Here is a 20,177-nt window from a genome sequence, read left to right as displayed (position 1 = left end):
TCCACCCCGTCCTAACCTGCGAGAAAACGGAGGCAGCGAGAAAAACGACGCCCCGGTACGCAGGACGCACCCCCTAGGAGCCCTCATGACCGACCTTCCGCAGGAGCGCCGGATCGTCACCGCCATCCCCGGCCCCAAGTCGCAGGAGCTTCAGGCCCGTCGCCTCGCCGCCGTCGCGCAGGGCGTGGGTTCGGTGCTGCCGGTGTTCACAGCGCGCGCGGGCGGCGGAGTCATCGAGGACGTCGACGGCAACCGGCTGATCGACTTCGGCTCCGGGATCGCCGTCACCAGTGTGGGCGCGTCCGCCGAGGCCGTCGTACGCCGGGCGAGCGCGCAGCTCGCGGACTTCACGCACACCTGTTTCATGGTCACGCCCTACGAGGGGTACGTGGAGGTCGCGGAGGCGCTCGCCGAGCTGACGCCCGGTGACCACGCGAAGAAGAGCGCGCTGTTCAACTCCGGCGCCGAGGCCGTCGAGAACGCCGTCAAGATCGCGCGGGCGTACACGAAGCGCCAGGCCGTCGTCGTCTTCGACCACGGCTACCACGGCCGGACCAACCTGACGATGGCGCTGACGGCCAAGAACATGCCGTACAAGCACGGTTTCGGGCCGTTCGCGCCCGAGGTCTACCGGGTGCCCGTCGCGTACGGCTACCGCTGGCCGACCGGTCCCGAGAACGCGGGCCCCGAGGCCGCCGCGCAGGCCATCGACCAGATCTCCAAGCAGGTCGGCGCGGACAACGTGGCCGCGATCATCATCGAGCCGGTCCTCGGCGAGGGCGGGTTCATCGAGCCCGCGAAGGGCTTCCTGCCGGCGCTGAGCAAGTTCGCCGCCGACAACGGCATCGTCTTCGTCGCGGACGAGATCCAGTCCGGGTTCTGCCGCACCGGCCAGTGGTTCGCCTGTGAGGACGAGGGGATCGTCCCCGACCTGATCACCACCGCCAAGGGCATCGCGGGCGGCCTCCCGCTCGCCGCCGTCACCGGCCGGGCCGAGATCATGGACGCCGCCCACGCGGGCGGCCTCGGCGGCACCTACGGCGGCAACCCCGTCGCCTGCGCGGGCGCGCTCGGCTCCATCGAGACGATGAAGGCGCTCGACCTCAACGCCCGCGCGAAGGCGATCGAGGTGACGATGAAGGCCCGGCTGCACGCCATGGCCGACAAGTTCGACGTCATCGGCGACGTGCGTGGACGGGGCGCGATGATCGCGGTCGAGCTGGTCAAGGACCGGACGACCAAGGAGCCGCACCCGGAGGCGACGGCCGCCCTCGCCAAGGCGTGCCACCAGGAGGGGCTGCTGGTCCTGACCTGTGGAACGTACGGGAACGTCCTTCGGTTCCTGCCGCCGCTGGTCATCGGGGACGACCTGCTGAACGAGGGCCTCGACATCATCGAGGGCGCGCTCGCGGCCGTCTGACGGCTGTGTGAAGAACGTGTGCGGGGAGGATGGCGGCTCCGGGATCGGCCTGTTTTCGGGGCTCCCGCTGCCGTAGTTTCTCCAGTGAAGAGAGATACACCCGCTCACGGGCGACCGTGGACGGTGCCGGGCCGGGGCCTCCCCAGCTTCGACCTGGTCGTGCCTCGCGCACACATCCGGTGCCACCGGCTCCGGAATCTCCTCACCGATCGGACCGTCGTCCGCCCCAAACCCCCCGGGGCGGCGGCACCCCGATCCGGACGGCCGTCCCGGAACCACCCCCCCCTGTTCCGGGACGGCCGACCTCCTTCTCCAGAGGTGCGCACCACACGCAGGACCCCGATTCACCGAATCGGGGTCTTCTTTTTCGGGGATTGACGATACGATACGTCTCGTCTCGCCAGTTCTTCTTGGAGGTCCTCATGGAACGCTTCGTCGACGTCGCCCCCGGCACCCGCCCGCATACCCGCCTCTGGGCCGAGGAGCGCGGCGCCCCCGACGCGCCCCCGCTGCTGCTCGTCATGGGCGCCCAGGCGTCCGGCCTCGGCTGGCCCGACCCCTTCACGGACCTGCTCGCCGCCCGCCACCGCGTCATCCGCTACGACCACCGCGACACCGGCCGCTCGCCCTGGGCCTTCGACGAACGGCCCTACCCGATCACCGCGCTCGCCGAGGACGCCGTCGCCGTCCTCGACGCGTTCGGCGTCGACCGGGCGCACGTCGTCGGGCTCTCGCTGGGCGGGATGCTCACGCAGCTCCTGCTCGCCGACCACCCGGACCGGCTGCTCAGCGCGACGCTCATGGGGACCGGCGCGCTCAGCGAGACGCCGTACGCGGGCGGGGAGCTGCCCGGGATCGAGCCGGAGGTCCTCGCGCTGTGGGCCGAGCCGGTGCCGGACGACCTCACGCCGGAACAGGAGCTGGACCGGCGGGTCGCGCACTGGCGGCTGCTGCACGGCGATCTGCTGCCGTTCGACGCCAGTCACTACCGGGCGCTGGAAGCGGCGATCATCGCGCACACCGGGCATCACCGCGTGAACACCGCGCACGGCAGGGCGGACAGCGACGGGATGCTGCGGACGGAGGCGCTCGCGCGCAACGCCGTGCCGACGCTGGTGGTCGAGGCACCGGCGGAACCGGTGTTCCCGCCGCCGCATCCCCGGCATCTCGCGCAGGTCATCGGGGGGACGCGGGTGGTGGAGGTGCCGGGGATGGGGCATGCGTTGCCGCCGGAGGTGTGGGAGCCGCTGGCGAAGGCGATCTTGGGGCACACGGGGGCTTGAGGTGTTCTGGAAGGCGGCGGTGTGCGCGTGCGGCTTCTTGAGAGGCTTGCCCCATGTCGATCAGCCCCCGCCTCCTCGCCGTCCCCGCCGCGCTGCTGGCCCTCCTCACCTGGCAGGTGGCGGTGGACGGTCCGCTGCTGGGCTGGGACGAGCGGCTGAGCAGGGCGCTTCGGCATCCGGACCGGTTCTCGGAACTTCTCTCGGATCTCGGGAACGTTCAGGTGGCGGTGCCCGTTCTGCTGGTAATCGCCGGATACGCGGCCTGGTGGGGGCGCCGGGCAGGAGAGCGGCGGTGGTGGGGGCCGGCCGCCGCGGCCCTCGCGGCGATGGCGCTGGTGCCGCTGATCGTCGTACCGCTGAAGATCTGGACGGACCGGCCGGGCACCCCGGCCGTCCCCCCGGCGACGGGCTACTTCCCCTCGGGGCACACGGCCACGGCGATGATCGCGTACGGCGGCGCGGTGCTGGTGCTGCTGCCGTGGCTGCGGTCGGCGCGGGCGCGGCGCACGGCGGTCGGGGTGGCCGTGGCGCTGGTGGCGGCCGTGTCGTACGGGCTGGTGCGGCGGGGGTACCACTGGCCGTTCGACGTGCTGGCCAGCTGGTGTCTCGGGGCGCTGCTGCTGGCGGCGCTGCGGCTGACGGTCGTCCGGATCGGCGCGCCAAAGCGGAGTGCGGGCGTCCTCCAGTCGGACGAGTAGGACAAACGCCGGATCGGGCGCCCGGCTCTACGGTGGACAGCGACTGTCGACTTTGCGGAAGGGCTTGCCACGATGACTTCCACCCACGCCTTCTGGCTGGCCGGCCGCGCGGCCACCGGCGCGGACACCTTCGACGTGACGTCGCCCTGGGACGGGCGGCTCGTCGGGAGGGTCGGCGTGCCGACCGACGCCCAGGTCGAGGAGGCGGTGGCCGCCGCGTACGCCGTACGGGACGAGTTCGCCGCGACCCCGGCGCATGTCCGGGCCGCCGCGCTCGACCACGTCAGCAAGCGGCTCGTCGAGCGCACCGAGGAGATCGCCCAGCTGATCTCCGCCGAGAACGGCAAGCCGGTCAAGTGGGCGCGAGGCGAGGTCGGGCGCGCGGTCTCGGTGTTCCGGTTCGCCGCCGAGGAGGCGCGCCGGTTCAACGGCGGCGAGGCGCAGCGCCTCGACACGGACGCGGGCGGGCAGGGGCGGCTCGCGCTGACCCGGCGCTTCCCGAAGGGCGCCGTCCTCGGTATCGCCCCCTTCAACTTCCCGCTCAACCTCTGCGCGCACAAGATCGCGCCGGCGATCGCGGCGGGCGTGCCGATCATCCTGAAGCCGGCCCCGGCGACCCCGCTCTCCGGTCTGGTCATCGGTGACCTCCTCGCCGAGACGGACCTCCCGGCCGGCTCCTGGTCGATCCTCCCGGTCGCCAACGACCGCATGCCCGCCCTCGTCCAGGACGAGCGGCTCCCTGTCATCTCCTTCACCGGCTCCGAGAAGGTCGGTTACGCGATCATGGACTCGGTGCCGCGCAAGCACTGCACGCTGGAGCTGGGCGGCAACGGCGCGGCGGTCGTCCTCGCGGACTGGTCCTCCGACGCCGACCTCGACTGGGCCGCGACCCGCATCGCGACCTTCTCCAACTACCAGGGCGGCCAGTCCTGCATCTCCGTCCAGCGGGTCATCGTCGACGCGGCCGTGTGCGACCGGCTGCTCCCGCGCATCGTCGCGGCGGTCGAGGCGCAGGTCACGGGCGACCCGGCCGACTCCGCCACCGACGTCGGTCCGCTGGTCAGCGAGGACGCCGCCAAGCGGGTCGAGTCGTGGGTGGACGAGGCGGTCGCGGCGGGCGCCGCGCTCCTGACGGGCGGCAAGCGGGACGCGGCCTCGTACGCGCCGACCGTCCTGACCGACGTCCCGGCGGACACGACCCTCGCCCGCGAGGAGGTCTTCGGGCCGGTCCTCTCGATCCAGAAGGCCGACACCGAGGAGGCCGCCTTCGCCGCCGTCAACTCCTCCAAGTACGGCCTCCAGGCGGGCGTCTTCACCCACGACGTCCAGGCCGCGTTCCGCGCGCACCGAGCGCTCGAAGTCGGCGGCGTCATCATCGGCGACGTCCCGTCCTACCGCGCCGACCAGATGCCGTACGGCGGGGCGAAGCTGTCCGGGGTGGGGCGGGAGGGCGTGAAGTTCGCGATGGACGACTACACGTACGAACGTGTCCTGGTCCTCACGGGCCTGGCGCTCTGACGCACCTGGACATCTCACCGGCAAGGGTCTTGCTAATGGGAACCATTTTCACATAGGCTCCCTCTCGGCGCTGACCCGCCGTCCCATGAAGAGGCCCGGCACCGATGCCTTCCGGTGCCGGGCCCTTCGCTGTCCGGGTGGCCTGTCCGGATAACCACTGGGGTCTTGATCGGACCGGCCGATAAGCTGAAATCTTCGCCGGTCACCCGGACGGAGTCACTCAGGGGTTGCCATGTCCCCCCAGCAGGAACTCATGTCGGCGCTGGACGTGTTGGAGCGGGTGTTCGCGGGTGAAGAGGCGTTCAGGGTCGAGGGGTGTACGTACTGCTATGCCGAGCGGGATTTCGTGGAGCTGTCGGGGGCGGTGGAGCTGATACCGGAGGATCTGGTGTCGGCGGTGTCGTCGGAGGTGGCGGATCACTGGGATGAGTTTCCGCGGCTCTACAGACGGCTGACTCCGAGGATTCTCAGGGGAGTTGTCACCGGACGGCTGCACACCGACGAGGAGCTGATCGCGACCCGGCTGCTGGAGGCGGGGTGGACGGCGTGGGACCCGCCGTTGGTAGGGGCGGTGCGGGAGGTGTGGGCGGCCTGGTGGCGGGCCACCCTCGCGACGCATCCCAGCGCTGCCAAGCCCAGGAAGGTCCTCGCGCTCGTCACGGCCGCCACCGGCGAACTGCGGCCCTGGCTGGACGTCTGGACCGCCACCCGCACCCCGGCTGCCGACGCCCACCTCGCCGACTTCGTCCACGACGTCCTCTTCGAGTATCAAGTCACCGATCTGCACATGGGTTTCCACGACGAGTACCACGCCACCCCGGAACTCCTCGACTGGCTCCTGAACGACGTCCGGGAGCGCGCCGACGACATCCGGCTCGACGACCTCGTCGAGTACCTCGCGTACTCAGCCGGAGAATCCGATGTGCGCCAGCCGTAGCGGCCCGCGCAGCCTGACGTGGACGTCGTGGACGCCGGTCAGGGTGAGGGGAGCGGTCAACAGGGTGTAGGTGTACGGGGATTCGGTGGGGGAGGAGAGGCTGAGGGTCGTCCGGACCGGGCCCGTCTCCAGGACGACCTCCCCCTCGCCCGCCACCTCGACCGTCACGCCAGTGGTCCCGTTGCCGAAGTCGCAGGCGCGGTAGACCAGTCGGGCCTCGCCCGAGGCCCCCGGCGTCACCGCGTCCCCCGCCCGCTTCGTGCGGTCCACGATCTCCGCGCCGCTCTGCTCGTCGAAGTCGGCGGCGGACAGGCCGAGTTCACGGACGTCGCGCGGCGCGGCGGGCTCGCCGGCCAGCGTCAGCGTCGTACGGAGCCGGATGTCCGTGCTGGACGTGCCTACGAGAAGGTCGTACGCGCCGGGGTCCAGGCGCCAGGAGTTCCGGGAGACGTCCCAGAACGCGAAGGCGGACAGGGGGACTTCGAAGGAGACGGGGGTACGGGCCCCCGGGAGCAGGGTGGTTCGTGTGTGGGCCAGCAGTTCGCGGCGGGGGCGGGGGACGGTCGGGTCCACGGCCCGGGTGTACAGCTGGGGGACCTCGTCGGCGGTGACGTCACCGGTGTTGGTGATCGAGAAGGACACCCGGACGGCCGTCTCCGTCGTCTCCACCGCCAAGTCGCCGTAGGAGAAGGACGCGTAGGACAGGCCGTGCCCGAAGGGGTACAGCGGGGTGCCCTCGAAGTAGAGGTACGTCTGGCGGCTGCCGATGACGTCGTAGTCGAGGAGGTCGGGGAGGTCCGCGTCCGACTCGTACCAGGTCTGGGGGAGCCGGCCGGCGGGGGAGACGTCGCCGGCCAGGACCCGGGCGAGGGCGGTGCCGGCCGCCTGGCCGCCGTGCGCGGTCCACAACACGGCGGGCAGCGGGCCGGGTTCGAGGGCGTAGGGGTAGGAGGAGGTGAGGACCAGGACCGTGCGCGGGTTGGCGGTGCGGGCGGCGGACAGCAGACGGGCCTGGTGCGGGGGGAGGGCCAGCGTCGAACGGTCCTCCGTCTCACGGCCGTTGATGTGCGGGTCGTTGCCCGCGACCACCAGCACCACGTCGGCGTCCGCGCAGACCCGGGCCACCGCCTCCTCGCCGCGCTCCACGACCGTCAGCTCGAAGACCTCCGGATCTTCCTCGGCAACCTTCACCCCGTCGGCGGCGACCCGGACGTGGAGACCTGTGCCGATGTGCCGGAGGAGGTGGCCCTCGCCGTGACTTTCCCCAGACCCCTCGCCGTGACTTTCCCCAGACCCCGTCCCGACGGGTTCCAGGCGGAACGTCTCCTGCACGACCCACCCCCCGGGCTGGTCGGCGGAGGCCCGCAGGTACCCGTCCTCGGCGACGGACAGATAACGCCCGTCGGGCGCGCGCAGGGTGAGGACGCCGTTCCCCCAGTCCGCGAGGGCGAGTTCGGTGCCGTCCTCGGCGGACACCGTCAACGCGGGGATGTCCGTACGGCCCTTGAGCAGCGCCGGGTCCAACGCCCCCTCCGCGCCGCGCACTTCGTCGTCCGACTCGGACTCCGGGACGGTCAGCCAGGCGCCGGCCGACGTCCGCAGCCGGACCCGGTCCACGCCCTCGGCGAACTGCACGCGGTCCGCCCCGAACCGCTCGTACAGACCCTCCAGCGGAGTCGAGCGGTGGATCAACGTGCCGCTGTACCAGTCGAGTTTGCACTCGTCGGCGAGCAGGCCCACCACCGCGATCCGGGTGTCGGGGGCCAGCGGCAGCATGCCGTCGTTGCGCAGCAGGACGATCGCCTGCTCGGCGGCCTCCTGGGCGAGCGCGCGGTGCGCCGGGGTGTCGAAGGCGGCGCCGGACGCGTACGGGTCGTCCGCCGGGTCGAACTCGCCGAGCCGGAACCGGACGGAGAGCTGGCGCCGTACCGCCGTGTCGATCTCCTTCTCCGTCAACAGCCCCTGCTTCAGGGCCCCTTCGAGGCGTTCGACGGTCTTCGACGGGTCCGTGCCGTGGTCGGTGAAGCTGTCCACGCCCGCGACGACTGCCGCCGCCGTCGCCTCCTCGTACGTGTCGAAGTAGTGCTCGGAGTCGACCAGGTTGGAGGGCGCGCAGGCGTCCGAGCAGACGAACAGGTCCGCGTCCGTCCAGGTGCGCAGGTGGTCGTTCAGGTACGGGGAGACGTGGTTGGGGCGGCCGTTGACCAGGTTGTACGCGGGCATCACGCCGGCCACCGCGCCCGCCTCGACCGTCGAACGGAACGCCCGCAGGTCGTACTCGTGGAGCACGCGCGGACGCACCGAGGACGACGAGGTGTCGCGGTCCGTCTCGTTGTTGTGGGCCAGCCAGTGCTTGAGGACCGGCGCCGTCCGCCAGTACACGGGGTGGCCGCCGCGCAGCCCGTGCGTGTACGCCGTCGCGATCGCCGACGTCAGCCGGGGGTCCTCCGAGTAGCCCTCTTCGTTCCGGCCCCACAGCGGATGGCGCAGCAGATTCACCACCGGCGCCCACACGTTGAGCCCCACCCGGTCGTCGCGCGCGCTCATCGCCCGCGTCTCCTCGGCCACCGCCTCGCCCACCCGGCGCACCAGCTCCGCGTTCCACGTCGCGCCGAGCCCCACCGCCTGCGGGAACACCGTCGCCGGGCCCATCCAGGCGACGCCGTGCAGACCCTCCTGGCCGGTACGGAACGCGGCGACGCCGAGCCGCTCGACCGCCGGGGCGTACTGGTGCAGGAACGCCGTCCTCTCGGCCGGGGTCAGCCGCGCGAGCAGATCGTCGATGCGCTTCGCGAACGGCAGGCGCGGATCACGGAAGGGCGGCGTGGAGGGCGTGGATGCGGTCACGTGGGGTTCCCTTTGCGATGGAGCGGGGCGGCTCTTTCGAAGCGCTTCGATGCTCGGCGGACGGCGGTGTGAGTGTCAAGGGACCGCACGGTTATTTCAAGTGGCGCATATAGCAGCTCCGCCCGCTCAGGTCCGAGGAATATTGGGAGCGACCCTTGTGCGCCCCCAGGGCTTCACTTAACCTCACAGCAACATCGAAGCGCTTCGACTAAGGGTCCGTCAGGAGTTCCACGGCATTGGTCGGACGTCCGCTTCGGCTCAGCCAGTTCCACCGATGACACCGCAGCCGACGAGCCACCGCCGGGTGTCCTGGTGCGCCACGAAGGGTTGACGCAATGACGCCGAACGCCGCTTCCGCCTCCTCCGGCCCGAGCCGGAGAGGTTTCCTCGCCTCCACGGCGGTCGCCACCGCCGCGGTCGCGGGCGGGCTGCCCCTGCTGAGCGCCTGCGGCAGCTCGGACAACGGCTCACGCGACGGCACCACCTCGGGCAAGGGCGCGAGGAAGATCCTCCCGGCCTACGTCGCGAACAACGTCGTGACGCCCGACATCCCCGCCAAGAACGGCTCGGCGGCCGGGTTCATCGGCAAGGTCGACACCGCCACCCTCAAGACGTCCGTCGAGAAGAAGCTCGGCAAGGGCGGCAAGCTCACCGCCATGGCGCCGTACTGGGGCTCCCCGCCCAAGGGCGACAACGCCTACTACAAGGCCATGAACGAGCTGATCGGCGCCGACGTCACCTGGCAGAACCAGGACGGCAACACCTACGACCAGAAGCTCGGCGCGGTCCTCGCCTCCAGCGACGTACCCGACATGGTCATCATCCCGGGCTGGAACATGGGCGGGAAGATCCCCAGCGCCATCATCGGGAAGTTCGCCGACCTCGGCCGCTACCTCTCCGGCGACGCCGTCAAGGAGTACCCGAACCTCGCCGCGATCCCCACCGACGCCTGGCAACGCTGCATCTTCGGCGGCCAGTTGCGCGGGCTGCCGCTGCCGTCGTCGTACGTCCCCAACATCGTGCCGTTCTACCGCAAGGACATCTTCGACAAGGAGGGGTACCAAGTACCCACCTCCACCGACGAGTTCATGGCGCTCGCCAAGGAGATCACCAACGCGCGGGCGAAGCGCTGGGCCTGCGGCGACATGAAGTGGACGGCGTTCAACGCGTTCAGCGTCCTGTCCGGCGGCGAGAAGGCGCTCGGCTGGAACCAGGTCGACGGCAAACTGGTCTACCGCGTCGAGACCCAGGAGTACCTCGAAGCCCTGGAGTGGACACGGAAGCTGTTCGCCGCCGAGGTCGTCCACCCCGACGCGCGGCTCGGCAAGAGCCAGGCCGTCGACCCCAGCACCAAGTTCGCGGCCGGCGAGTTCCTCATCTACAACAACGACATCTCCAGCTGGTGGGGCCAGCAGGCCATCCAGCAGGCCCACAACCCCGGCTTCAAGATCTGGGGCATGGACATCTTCGGCACCGGCTCCGGCGCGCCCGCCCTGTGGGCCACCCAGCCCGCCAACATGTTCGCCTTCCTCAACAAGAACGCCTCCGAATCGGTCGTCCGCGACGCCCTAGCCGTCGCCAACGTGGCCGCCGCGCCGTACGGCACGAAGGAGTACATGCTCACCAACTACGGCGTCGAGGGCACCCACTACGACGTCAAGGACGGCGTCCCGGTCAAGACGGACCAGGGCAACATCGACGTCAACAACGCGTACGTCATGGTCGCCGCCCCCGCCCCCACCATCGCCCGCCCCGAGTTCCCCGACATCGGCCGGGGCGCCGTCGAGTGGCAGCAGCGGATGGGAGCGCTCACCAAGAAGTCCGCCTTCTACGGCATGCAGATCACCGAGCCCGCCCGGTTCACCAACCTCTCCAACGACATGGAGCAGTTGGAGGACGACATCATCCGCGGCCGCAAGAAGATCAGCGACATGCAGCAGTGGGTCACCGACTGGAAGAAGAAGGGCGGCGACGGACTGCGCGACTGGTACCAGAAGCTGCTCGACGAGAACGGCACCGCGAGCAGCTGACCCGAGGCGAGGAGAACGGCCGTGTCCCACAGCACGGTGCCTCGGAGCGAGACCGAGGCCGACGAGACGGGGAAGCGGAGTACGGCGACGTCCGGCACCCCTGCCAACTCCCCCAAGAAGAAACGGGATTCAGGGAAACTGAGCGTACGGCTGCGCCTGCGGCGCGACCGCGTCCTCATCCTGATGACGCTGCCGGCCGTGCTGCTGGTCCTGCTCTTCAACTACGTACCGATCCTCGGCAACGTGGTCGCCTTCCAGGAGTACGACCCCTACGTCAGCTCCAACGGCGTCGTCGCCATCCTGCACAGCCCCTGGGTCGGCCTGGAGAACTTCCAACGCCTCTTCGAGGACTCGGCGTTCTGGGACGCGGTCACGAACACGTTGGTGCTGTTCTTCCTCCAGCTCGTCCTCTACTTCCCGATCCCGATCCTCCTCGCGCTGCTCATCAACAGCGTCGTACGGCCCCGGGTGCGGGCCATCTCCCAGGCGATCCTCTATCTCCCGCACTTCTTCTCGTGGGTGCTCGTCATCGCCGTCTTCCAGCAACTCCTGGGCGGCGCCGGGCTGTTGTCGCAGCTCCTGCGGCAACACGGGTACGACGGCATCGACATCATGACCGACCCCGAGACGTTCAAGTTCCTCGTCACCGCGCAGAGCGTCTGGAAGGACGCCGGCTGGGGGATCATCGTCTTCCTCGCGGCCCTCGCCTCCGTCAACCACGATCTGTACGAGGCCGCCGCGATGGACGGGGCCGGGCGCTGGCGGCGCATGTGGCACGTCACGCTGCCCGCGCTGCGGCCCGTCATCGCCCTGCTGCTGGTCCTGCGGGTCGGGGACGCGCTCACCGTCGGGTTCGAACAGATCCTGCTGCAACGTGATGCCGTCGGCCCAGGGGCCTCCGAGGTCCTCGACACGTTCGTCTGGTGGAACGGCGTCCGCAACCAGGACTTCGGGTACGCGGCAGCCGCCGGGCTGATCAAGGGGGTCGTCAGCCTCGGGCTGGTCCTCGTCGCGAACAAGGTGGCCCATCTCATGGGCGAGCAGGGGGTGTACAAGAAATGAGCGCGGTACTCGACAAGTCGGCTCAGAAACCCGTGCGTTGGGCCGCCCCGCCGCGACCCGTCTGGGAGGAGCCGCCCACGAAGGCGGGGATCGCCGGGAAGGGGCTCGTGCTCTCCCTGGCCTGCCTCGCGATCCTCTTCCCGCTGTGGATCGTCGTCGTGACGAGCCTGTCCTCGCGGGAGACCATCGACCGGGCCGGCGGGCTCGTCATGGTGCCGAAGGGGATCACCTTCGTCGCCTATCGCGAGCTGCTCAGCGGGGGGCAGGTGACGCGGGCCGCCGTCATCAGCGTGCTCATCACCGTCGTCGGGACGGCGTTCTCGATGACCGTGTCCGTGCTGTGCGCGTACGGGCTGTCGCGGAGCGGGTCGCTGGGGCATCGGTGGATGCTGATGCTGCTGCTCGCGACGATGTTCTTCAGCGCCGGGCTCATTCCGACGTACCTGCTGGTGCAGTCGCTCGGACTCACCGACACCTACCTCGCGTTGATCCTGCCGAGCGCGGTGAGTGTGTTCAACATCCTCGTCCTGCGAGGGTTCTTCATGGGGATCTCGCCGGAGCTGACCGACAGCGCGCGGATCGACGGTGCCGGGGACCTCCGCATCCTCTGGCAGATCGTGATGCCGCTGTCCCGGGCGGTCCTCGCGGTCATCACCCTGTTCTACGCCGTCGGTTACTGGAGCGCCTGGTTCAACGCGTCCCTCTACCTGAACGACCAGAACATGATGCCCCTCCAGAACGTCATGATCCAGCTCGTCCAGAAACAGGAGGCACCCGTGGGCCTCGGCCAGGCCATCCGCACCGGCGAGCTGTCCGGCCTCGCCGTCCAAATGGCCGTCATGGTCATGGCGTTGCTGCCGGTGGCGGTGCTGTCCCCGTTCGTGCAGAAGCATTTCAAGAAGGGGATGCTGACGGGGGCGGTGAAGGGCTAGTCGTTCGGCTGCGGGTGGGGTGTGGCTGGTCGCGCCCACGCGGCGGTAGCCGCACATCAATACAGCCCCGCGCCCCTGGGCGGGACCAGGTGGCGTAGCTCAAGCAGTACCGCATCTCAGCTGACCGAATTCCTCGGGGCGCGGGGCCGTATCGATATGCGGCTCCGCCGCGTGGCCGCGAGCAACCACAACGCACCCGCACCCGCCCGAACCCCCTCCCCAGTCACGGGCATCCGCGTCGCCCCACCCCCCTCCCACCTGAACGAGGCCCCGATGCACCCCACCCGCCGCACACTCCTCGCCGGCACCGCAGCAGCCGCAGCCCTCAGTGCCCTGCCGCTCACCGAAGCCCAAGCCCGCGCCCAAGAGGGAACCCCCACCCCCGCCACCCCCTACCGCTGGCGCACCGCGGTGATCGGCGGTACCGGATTCGTCACCGGCGTCCTCTTCCACCCCTCGGTCAGAGGTCTCGCCTACGCGAGGACGGACATCGGCGGCGCCTACCGCTGGGAGGACGCCGAGGCCCGCTGGACCCCCCTCACCGACCACCTAGGCTGGGACGACTGGAACCTCCTCGGCGTGGAGGCGATCGCCCTGGACCCGGCGCACCCGAACCGCGTCTACCTGGCCCTCGGCACCTACGCCCAGCCCTGGGCGGGCAACGGCGCGATCCTGCGCTCGAAGGACCGCGGCACCACCTGGACCCGCACGGACCTCCCCGTGAAACTCGGCGCGAACGAGGACGGCAGAGGCGCGGGCGAACGCCTCCTCGTGGACCCCAGGAACAGCGACACCCTGTGGCTCGGCACCCGGCACGACGGCCTCCTCAAGTCGACGGACAGAGGCGCGACCTGGCACCCGGCCCCCTTCCCGGGAACCCCGACCGCGACGGGCCAGGGCATCACTTTCCTGGTGGCGGCCGGCCGCACCCTGTACGCCGCCTGGGCCGACACGGACGGCACGACCCCGAACCTCTTCCGCACGACGGACGGCACGCACTGGACGCCGGTCCCGGACCAGCCCACCGGCACCACCACGAAGGTCCCGATCCGCGCCGCGTACGACCGCCACACCCGCGCCCTGTACGTGACGTACGCGAACGCCCCCGGACCCAACGGCCAGTCCGACGGCGCCGTGCACAAGCTCGCGACCCTCACCGGCAGGTGGACCGACATCACCCCGGCGAAGCCCGACGGCGCGACGGACACCTTCGGCTACGGCGGCGTCGCCGTGGACGCCCGCCGCCCGGGCACGGCCGTCGTCTCGACGAACAACCGCTGGTCGGCGGTGGACACCCTGTACCGCACGACCGACGGCGGCCACACCTGGACGTCCCTCAAGGACACCGCGGTCCTCGACGTCTCCGAGACCCCCTTCCTCAAGTGGGGCGAGGAGAAGCCGAAGTTCGGCTGGTGGATTCAGGCCGTCGCGATCGACCCGTACGACTCCCGGCACATCGTGTACGGCACCGGCGCCACCCTGTACGGCACCCGCGACCTCACCCACTGGGCGCCGCAGATCAGAGGGCTGGAGGAGACGTCGGTCAGACAGCTGATCTCACCCCCGGCCGGCCAGGCGCACCTGCTCAGCGGCTCGGGCGACATCGGCGTCATGTACCACGAACGCCTCACGGCCTCCCCGTCCCGCGGCATGGCCACGAACCCCGTGTCCGGAACGGCGACGGGCCTGTCGCAGGCCGCGCTGAGACCGGCGTACGTCGTCCGCAGCGGCTGGGGCGACCACGGAAACGGCGCCCACTCCACCGACGGCGGCCGGAGCTGGACCCCCTTCGCCGCCCAGCCCTCCCTCGCCAAGGACGCCCCGGGCCCGATCGCCGCCAACGCCGACGGGAGCGTGCTGCTCTGGTCCTTCGTCCACTGGGACGGCACCAAGTACCCCGCCCACCGCTCGACCGACAACGGCGCCACCTGGACCGAGATCCCCTCCTTCCCGAAAGGCGCCGCACCGGTCGCCGACCCGGCCGATCCGACGCGGTTCTACGCGTTCGACTCCGATACGGGAACAGTACGGGCCAGCACTGACAGTGGCCTCACCTTCACCCCCGGCGCGACCGGCCTGCCCTCCGGCGACACCCAGTTCGAGCTGGTCGCGGCCCCGGGACGGTCCGGCGACCTCTGGCTGAGCACCAAGTGGAACGGCCTCTTCCGGTCCACCGACGGCGGCGCGACCTTCACGAAGACGGCGAGCTGCTGGGCGGCGTACACGGTCGGCTTCGGCAAGGCGGCGCCGGGCGCGGCCTACCCAGCCGTCTACCTGGTGGGCTCCGTCGACACCGGCACGGCCGTCTTCCGCTCCGACGACGAGGCCGGGACCTGGGTCCGGATCAACGACGACCGCCACCAGTGGGGCTGGACCGGCGAGACCGTCACCGGCGACCCCCGCGTGTACGGCCGCGTCTACCTCGCGACGAACGGGCGGGGCATCCAGTACGGGGACCCCGTCCGATGAACGCGGCGCAGACACCCGGCCCCGCGAGGAAACCCTCCCTCGCCGACGCCACCCGGGGCCGCGTCCTCTTCGGCGGCGACTACAACCCCGAACAGTGGCCCGAGGAGACCTGGCACGAGGACGCCCGCCTGATGCGCGAGGCCGGCGTCAACTCCGTCACCCTGGGCGTCTTCTCCTGGTCCACCCTCGAACCCCGGCCGGGGGAACGGAACTTCGGCTGGCTGGACACCCTCATGGACCTGATGCACGGCAACGGCATCGGCGTCGTCCTCGCCACCCCCACCTCCGCGCCCCCGCCCTGGCTCGGCCGCCTCCACCCCGACACCCTCCCCGTCACGGAGGACGGCCGCACCGAATGGTGGGGCGGACGCCAGCACTTCTCGCACTCCAGCGCCACCTACCGCCGGTACGCGGCGGCGATCACCGAGGACCTCGCCGCCCGCTACGCCGGCCATCCGGCGCTGACGATGTGGCACATCAACAACGAGTACTGCACGTTCGACTACGGCGACGAGGCCGCCGCCGCCTTCCGCCGCTGGCTCCGCGAGCGGTACGGCACGCTCGACGCCCTCAACTCCGCCTGGGGAACGGCGTTCTGGAGCCAGGGCTACGACACCTGGGACGGCGTCCTCCCGCCGCGCACCCCGCACTACCTCAAGAACCCCACCCAGGTACTGGACTTCAGGCGCTTCACCTCGGACGCCCTCCTGGAGTGCTACCTCGCCGAACGCGACATCGTCGCCCGGCACACCCCGCACATCCCGGTGACGACCAACTTCATGCCCCTGTGGATCGGCCAGGACGCGTGGCGCTGGGCGCGGGAGGAGGACGTCGTCTCGGTCGACCTCTACCCCGACCCGCGCGACCCCTACGGCGCCCAACAAGGCGCCCTCGTACAGGACATGACCCGCTCCCAGGCCGACGGCCCCTGGATGCTGATGGAACAGGCGGCGGGCCCGGTCAACTGGCGTGGCGTGAACCACCCCAAACCCCGGGGCCTCAACCGTCTCTGGTCCCTCCAGGCCGTCGCCCGGGGCGCCGACGCCGTCTGCTACTTCCAGTGGCGCCAGTCCCGCCAGGGCGCCGAGAAGTTCCACTCCGGGATGGTCAGCCACGCGGGGGAGCAGGGCCGTACGTACGCCGAGGTCAAGCAGCTCGGCGGCGAACTCCCCCTGCTGGCACCGCATCTGACGGCCCCTCGGAGAGCGGACGTCGCGATTCTCCACGACTGGCACTCCTGGTGGGCCGGCGCCCAGGACGCCCGCCCCTCTTCCCGTGTCGACCTCCCCGACGTCCTGCGTGCCTGGCACCGCGCCCTCTGGGAGGAGCACCTCACCACCGACTTCGCCCACCCCGAACACGACCTGACCGCCTACAAGCTGGTAGTGGCCCCCCAGCTCTACCTCCTCACCGACGCCGCGATCGACAACCTCCTCGCGTACGCTCGCGGCGGCGGCACCCTCGTCTGCGGCTTCTTCACCGGAGCCGCGGACGAGGACGACCGTGTCCGCCCCGGCGGCATGGACGCCCGCCTGCGCGCGTTGTTCGGCATCCGCACCCTGCACGAGTGGTGGCCCCTCGACGAAGGGGAGAGCGTGGAGTGCGAGGGGTTCCGCGGCACCCTCTGGTCCGAGGAGATCGAACCCGAACCCGGCACCGACCACATCCCCTACAAGGGCGGCGAGTTGGACGCCCTCCCGGCGATCCTGCACCGCGACCGCGCCTGGTACGTCTCCACCCTCCCCGACCCCGCCGCCCTGCGCGCCCTCCTCGCCCGCATCGCCGCCGAGGCGGGCGCCCGCCCCGTCCTCGACGGCCTCCCGGACGGCGTCGAGGCCGTACAGCGCGGCGAGTTGCTGTTCCTCCTCAACCACAACCGCGACAGCGTGACCGTCGACGTCCCGCCGGACCGGCTGGACCTGCTGACCGCGACCCGCACGACGGGTGAACTCACCCTGGCCCGGCACGGAGTGGCGGTGCTCAAGCCGTGACGCGCGGCGAGCCCGTCCACGGGACCTGGGAACCCGCCCCCGCCGACCGCTGGGAGGACGGCTTCCTCAGCGGCAACGGCCGGCACGGCGCCCTCGTCCTCGGCGACCCCCACGACGACCGGGTGATCGTCACCCACCACACCCTCGTCCGCCCCAACGGCTCCGAAGGCGCCCGAGCCCCCGAGCTGGCCGCTCAACTCGCCGGTGTCCAGGACAGGTTGCTCGCCGGAGACCTCACCGCCGCCGAGGACCTCACCGATCATCGCCCCCTCCAGTGGGTCCAGCCCTTCCACCCGGCCTTCCAGACCCGCGTCCGCCGGGACACGGCAGCCGCAGTCACGGATGCGCCCACCTCCACCTCCCCGCCCCACCACTACCGCCGAGCCGTCGACTTCACGACCGGCGAGACCACCGCGTCCGACGCCGACTGGACGAGCCGCGTCCTCGTCTCCCGCGCCGACGACGTCATCGTCCAGCACGTCACCGCACCCGAGCTGACCCTCGGCCTCTCGCTCGACCACCGCCTCCCCGGAGCCCCCGACGGCCTGTCCGTCTCCCGCACCACCGCCCTCACCGCAGAAGGCGCCCTCCTCACCCTCCACGCCCGCTACCCCGGCAGCACCAGGTCCTACACCGGCCGCACCCGGGCCGTCGTCACCGGCGGCACCACCGCCCTCACCACCGACGGCGTCCGCATCGAGGGCGCCGAGTCCGTCCTGCTCCTCACCCGGGTCCACCGGGACCCGACTGACCCCGAACTGCCGGACACGGCCGACTACGACACCCTCCGCGCCCGCCACCTCCCCCTCCACCGCGACGCCTACCGGCGCGTCACCCTCGACCTCCACGCCGACCCGGCGCAACGCGCCCTCCCCGGCTCGGAGTTGCTCAAGACCCCGGCGGAACCGGCCCTCCTGGAACGCCTCTTCGCCGCCGGCCGCCACCACCTCCTCTCCGCCTCCGGCCTCCTCCCGCCCCGCCTGACCGGCCTGTGGACCGGCGACTGGGACACGGCCTGGTCCGGCGCCTTCACCCTCGACGCCAACCTCAACCTCCAGACGTCCTCGGCGGCGAGCGCGGCCCTCCTCGAAGTGACCGACGCCCTGCGCAATCTGATCGAGGGTCAGCTCGACGACTGGCGGGCCAACGCCCGTGCCGTCTTCGGCGCCCGGGGCGTCGTCACCCCCGCCCACACCGACGGCGAGTCCGGCCATTCCTTCCACTTCAGCCGCGCATACCCCCTCCACCTCTGGACGGCCGGCGCGGACTGGCTCCTCAAGCCCCTCGTCGACCACGACGACACGACCGGCGCCCAGGACCCCCGTACGGCCGCGCTGCTGGCCGAACTCGCCGAGTTCTACGAGGACTTCCTCACCCGCACGGACGAGGACGGCCACCTCGTCGTCGTCCCCTCCTACTCGCCCGAGAACCGCCCTGCCAACGGCAGTTGGGGCGCCCTCAACGCGGCGATGGACCTCTCGGCGGCCCGCCACGCCCTCCGCACGGCCGCCGCGTACCACCCCGAGGACCCCGGCCGCGCCGCCCGCTGGACAGCCCTCGCCGACCGGCTCCCGCCCCACCGCGTCAACGCCGACGGCGCACTCGCCGAATGGGCCCGGCCCGGTCTCGAAGACACCTACGACCACCGCCACTTGAGCCATCTCTACGGCGTCTGGCCGCTCGACGAGATCACCCCCTACGACACCCCCGGCCTCGCCGGGGCCGCCCACCGGGCGCTCGAACTGCGCGGCGCGGAGAACGACTCGGCGCACGGCCACCTCCACCACGCCCTGATCGCCGCCCGGTTGAGGGACGCGCCCCGGGTCGGCGCCGCCCTCGCCGCCGTCCTGGACGGCGACTTCTTCCACGCGTCCCTGATGAGCGCCCACTACCCCCACCGGCACGTCTACAACGCCGACGCCGCGCACACCCTCCCCACCGTCCTGATCGAGGCGCTGATCCAGTCGACCCCCGACCGGCTGGTCCTCCTTCCCGCACCGGCCCCGGCCCTCGCCGAAGGGCGACTGCGGGGCGTCCGCACGAGGTTTGGCGCCGAGGTCGACCTCGACTGGGACGCGCACGGCGCCCGGGCCGTCGTCCGGCCCACCCGCACGCTCCACGTGGAGCTGTGGACTTCCACCGGCGCGAGGCCGCTCGGTCTCGTCGCCGGAGAAGACCACGTCCTCACCCTGGGGACGTGGTAACTCCCCCGCACGACACGGCATTTCCCCCCACCCATGGAGGACACCATGGCAACCCGCACACTCACCAGGACCGTCAAGGTCCTGCTCGCCCCCGCCCTCGCCCTCGGCTTCACCGTCGGCGTCGCCTCCGCGCCCGCCTCGGCGGCCGTCTGGAGCACCTGCGACCAGTGGGGCAACACGAACCTGAACGGCTACACCCTCTACAACAACATCTGGGGCTCCGGCGCCGGAAGCCAGTGCTTCTGGGCCAACTCCGGTACGAACTGGGGCGTCAACGCCAACCACCCCAACACCGGCGGCATCAAGTCGTACCCCAACTCCACCAAGGCGATCAACAAGACGATCACCTCGCTGGGCTCGCTGAGCAGCAGCTACAACGTCTCGGTGCCGTCGTCCGGCGCGTACAACACGTCGTACGACATCTGGGACACCAACCACGCCTACGAGATCATGCTCTGGGTCAACAAGACCGGGGCCGTCGGGCCGCTCGGCACCTCTCAGGGGAACGTGACGCTGGGCGGGCACTCCTGGACCGTCTACAAGGGGACCAACGGCTCCAACCAGGTCTTCTCGTTCATCCGGACCTCGAACTCCACCTCCGGGACCGTCCAGATCCTCCCCATCCTGAAGTGGATCAAGGACACCAAGGGGTGGTTCGGGAACGTCACCATCGGTGACGTGCAGTTCGGCTACGAGATCACCAGCTCGTCCGGTGGTCTGAACTTCACGACAAACAACCTCACCGTCAGCAGCAGTTGACCTTTTCATGGCCGGGGTGGGGTTTGA

Annotated in this window: 13 protein-coding genes; 12 read left to right on the top strand and 1 reads right to left on the bottom strand. The window is 70.9% G+C overall.

Annotated features, from left to right (window positions below):
- Window positions 1–85: 85 nt before the first annotated feature.
- The 5 genes from gabT (at window position 86) to ABZX85_RS45550 (ending at window position 5,856) form a co-directional block, all read left to right on the top strand.
- Window positions 86–1,420, top strand: coding sequence for a 4-aminobutyrate--2-oxoglutarate transaminase (gene gabT, locus ABZX85_RS45570; protein WP_355883639.1), 1,335 nt, complete (start codon window positions 86–88; stop codon window positions 1,418–1,420).
- Between the two features lie 422 nt (window positions 1,421–1,842).
- Window positions 1,843–2,703: an alpha/beta hydrolase gene (locus tag ABZX85_RS45565; protein WP_355883636.1), complete on the top strand. Its 861-nt coding sequence runs from the start codon at window positions 1,843–1,845 to the stop codon at window positions 2,701–2,703.
- Between the two features lie 53 nt (window positions 2,704–2,756).
- Window positions 2,757–3,401 carry a phosphatase PAP2 family protein gene (locus ABZX85_RS45560; protein WP_355883633.1) on the top strand — a complete coding sequence of 215 codons (645 nt, stop codon included), beginning with the start codon at window positions 2,757–2,759 and terminating at the stop codon, window positions 3,399–3,401.
- A gap of 72 nt (window positions 3,402–3,473) precedes the next feature.
- Complete coding sequence (locus ABZX85_RS45555) at window positions 3,474–4,919, top strand: aldehyde dehydrogenase family protein (RefSeq protein ID WP_355883630.1); 1,446 nt, start codon at window positions 3,474–3,476, stop codon at window positions 4,917–4,919.
- Between the two features lie 232 nt (window positions 4,920–5,151).
- Window positions 5,152–5,856, top strand: a complete 705-nt coding sequence (locus tag ABZX85_RS45550; RefSeq protein ID WP_355883627.1) for a hypothetical protein — start codon at window positions 5,152–5,154, stop codon at window positions 5,854–5,856.
- Here ABZX85_RS45550 and ABZX85_RS45545 read toward each other — a convergent pair.
- Window positions 5,824–8,703: a glycoside hydrolase family 3 C-terminal domain-containing protein gene (locus ABZX85_RS45545; RefSeq protein WP_355883624.1), complete on the bottom strand. Its 2,880-nt coding sequence runs from the start codon at window positions 8,701–8,703 to the stop codon at window positions 5,824–5,826. The genes ABZX85_RS45550 and ABZX85_RS45545 overlap by 33 nt on opposite strands.
- A 335-nt stretch (window positions 8,704–9,038) precedes the next feature.
- Between ABZX85_RS45545 and ABZX85_RS45540 the strand changes: the two genes are divergently transcribed.
- The 7 genes from ABZX85_RS45540 (at window position 9,039) to ABZX85_RS45510 (ending at window position 20,150) form a co-directional block, all read left to right on the top strand.
- The gene (locus tag ABZX85_RS45540; RefSeq protein ID WP_355883621.1) at window positions 9,039–10,733 is read left to right on the top strand and encodes an extracellular solute-binding protein; all 1,695 of its coding nucleotides are present in this window, start codon (window positions 9,039–9,041) and stop codon (window positions 10,731–10,733) included.
- 21 nt (window positions 10,734–10,754) lie between these two features.
- On the top strand, window positions 10,755–11,795 hold the full coding sequence (locus tag ABZX85_RS45535; RefSeq protein ID WP_355883618.1) for an ABC transporter permease subunit: 1,041 nt from the start codon (window positions 10,755–10,757) through the stop codon (window positions 11,793–11,795).
- Entirely contained in the window at window positions 11,792–12,727 is a 936-nt protein-coding gene (locus ABZX85_RS45530) for a carbohydrate ABC transporter permease (RefSeq protein ID WP_355883615.1), read from the top strand. Before ABZX85_RS45535 ends, ABZX85_RS45530 begins: the two co-directional genes overlap by 4 nt.
- A 273-nt stretch (window positions 12,728–13,000) precedes the next feature.
- Entirely contained in the window at window positions 13,001–15,196 is a 2,196-nt protein-coding gene (locus ABZX85_RS45525) for a 1,4-beta-glucanase (RefSeq protein ID WP_355883612.1), read from the top strand.
- Window positions 15,193–17,187: a beta-galactosidase gene (locus tag ABZX85_RS45520; RefSeq protein ID WP_355883609.1), complete on the top strand. Its 1,995-nt coding sequence runs from the start codon at window positions 15,193–15,195 to the stop codon at window positions 17,185–17,187. Before ABZX85_RS45525 ends, ABZX85_RS45520 begins: the two co-directional genes overlap by 4 nt.
- A complete protein-coding gene (locus tag ABZX85_RS45515; protein WP_355883606.1) occupies window positions 17,184–19,391 on the top strand; it encodes a glycoside hydrolase N-terminal domain-containing protein in 2,208 nt (735 codons plus the stop codon). Before ABZX85_RS45520 ends, ABZX85_RS45515 begins: the two co-directional genes overlap by 4 nt.
- Before the next feature lie 45 nt (window positions 19,392–19,436).
- Window positions 19,437–20,150 carry a hypothetical protein gene (locus ABZX85_RS45510; protein WP_355883603.1) on the top strand — a complete coding sequence of 238 codons (714 nt, stop codon included), beginning with the start codon at window positions 19,437–19,439 and terminating at the stop codon, window positions 20,148–20,150.
- Window positions 20,151–20,177 lie beyond the last annotated feature (27 nt).

Source organism: Streptomyces sp. NPDC004539 (assembly GCF_040610055.1).
Lineage (GTDB): Bacteria > Actinomycetota > Actinomycetes > Streptomycetales > Streptomycetaceae > Streptomyces.
Note: the sequence above shows the minus strand (reverse complement) of the source record. Positions and strands in the feature narration are given on the sequence as shown.

What these genes read in the sequence shown, in the direction of transcription:
- gabT (WP_355883639.1), top strand. Translation starts at nt 86, where the DNA reads ATGACCGACCTTCCGCAGGAGCGCCGGATCGTCACCGCCATCCCCGGC.
- ABZX85_RS45565 (WP_355883636.1), top strand. Translation starts at nt 1,843, where the DNA reads ATGGAACGCTTCGTCGACGTCGCCCCCGGCACCCGCCCGCATACCCGC.
- ABZX85_RS45560 (WP_355883633.1), top strand. Translation starts at nt 2,757, where the DNA reads ATGTCGATCAGCCCCCGCCTCCTCGCCGTCCCCGCCGCGCTGCTGGCC.
- ABZX85_RS45555 (WP_355883630.1), top strand. Translation starts at nt 3,474, where the DNA reads ATGACTTCCACCCACGCCTTCTGGCTGGCCGGCCGCGCGGCCACCGGC.
- ABZX85_RS45550 (WP_355883627.1), top strand. Translation starts at nt 5,152, where the DNA reads ATGTCCCCCCAGCAGGAACTCATGTCGGCGCTGGACGTGTTGGAGCGG.
- ABZX85_RS45540 (WP_355883621.1), top strand. Translation starts at nt 9,039, where the DNA reads ATGACGCCGAACGCCGCTTCCGCCTCCTCCGGCCCGAGCCGGAGAGGT.
- ABZX85_RS45530 (WP_355883615.1), top strand. Translation starts at nt 11,792, where the DNA reads ATGAGCGCGGTACTCGACAAGTCGGCTCAGAAACCCGTGCGTTGGGCC.
- ABZX85_RS45525 (WP_355883612.1), top strand. Translation starts at nt 13,001, where the DNA reads ATGCACCCCACCCGCCGCACACTCCTCGCCGGCACCGCAGCAGCCGCA.
- ABZX85_RS45520 (WP_355883609.1), top strand. Translation starts at nt 15,193, where the DNA reads ATGAACGCGGCGCAGACACCCGGCCCCGCGAGGAAACCCTCCCTCGCC.
- ABZX85_RS45510 (WP_355883603.1), top strand. Translation starts at nt 19,437, where the DNA reads ATGGCAACCCGCACACTCACCAGGACCGTCAAGGTCCTGCTCGCCCCC.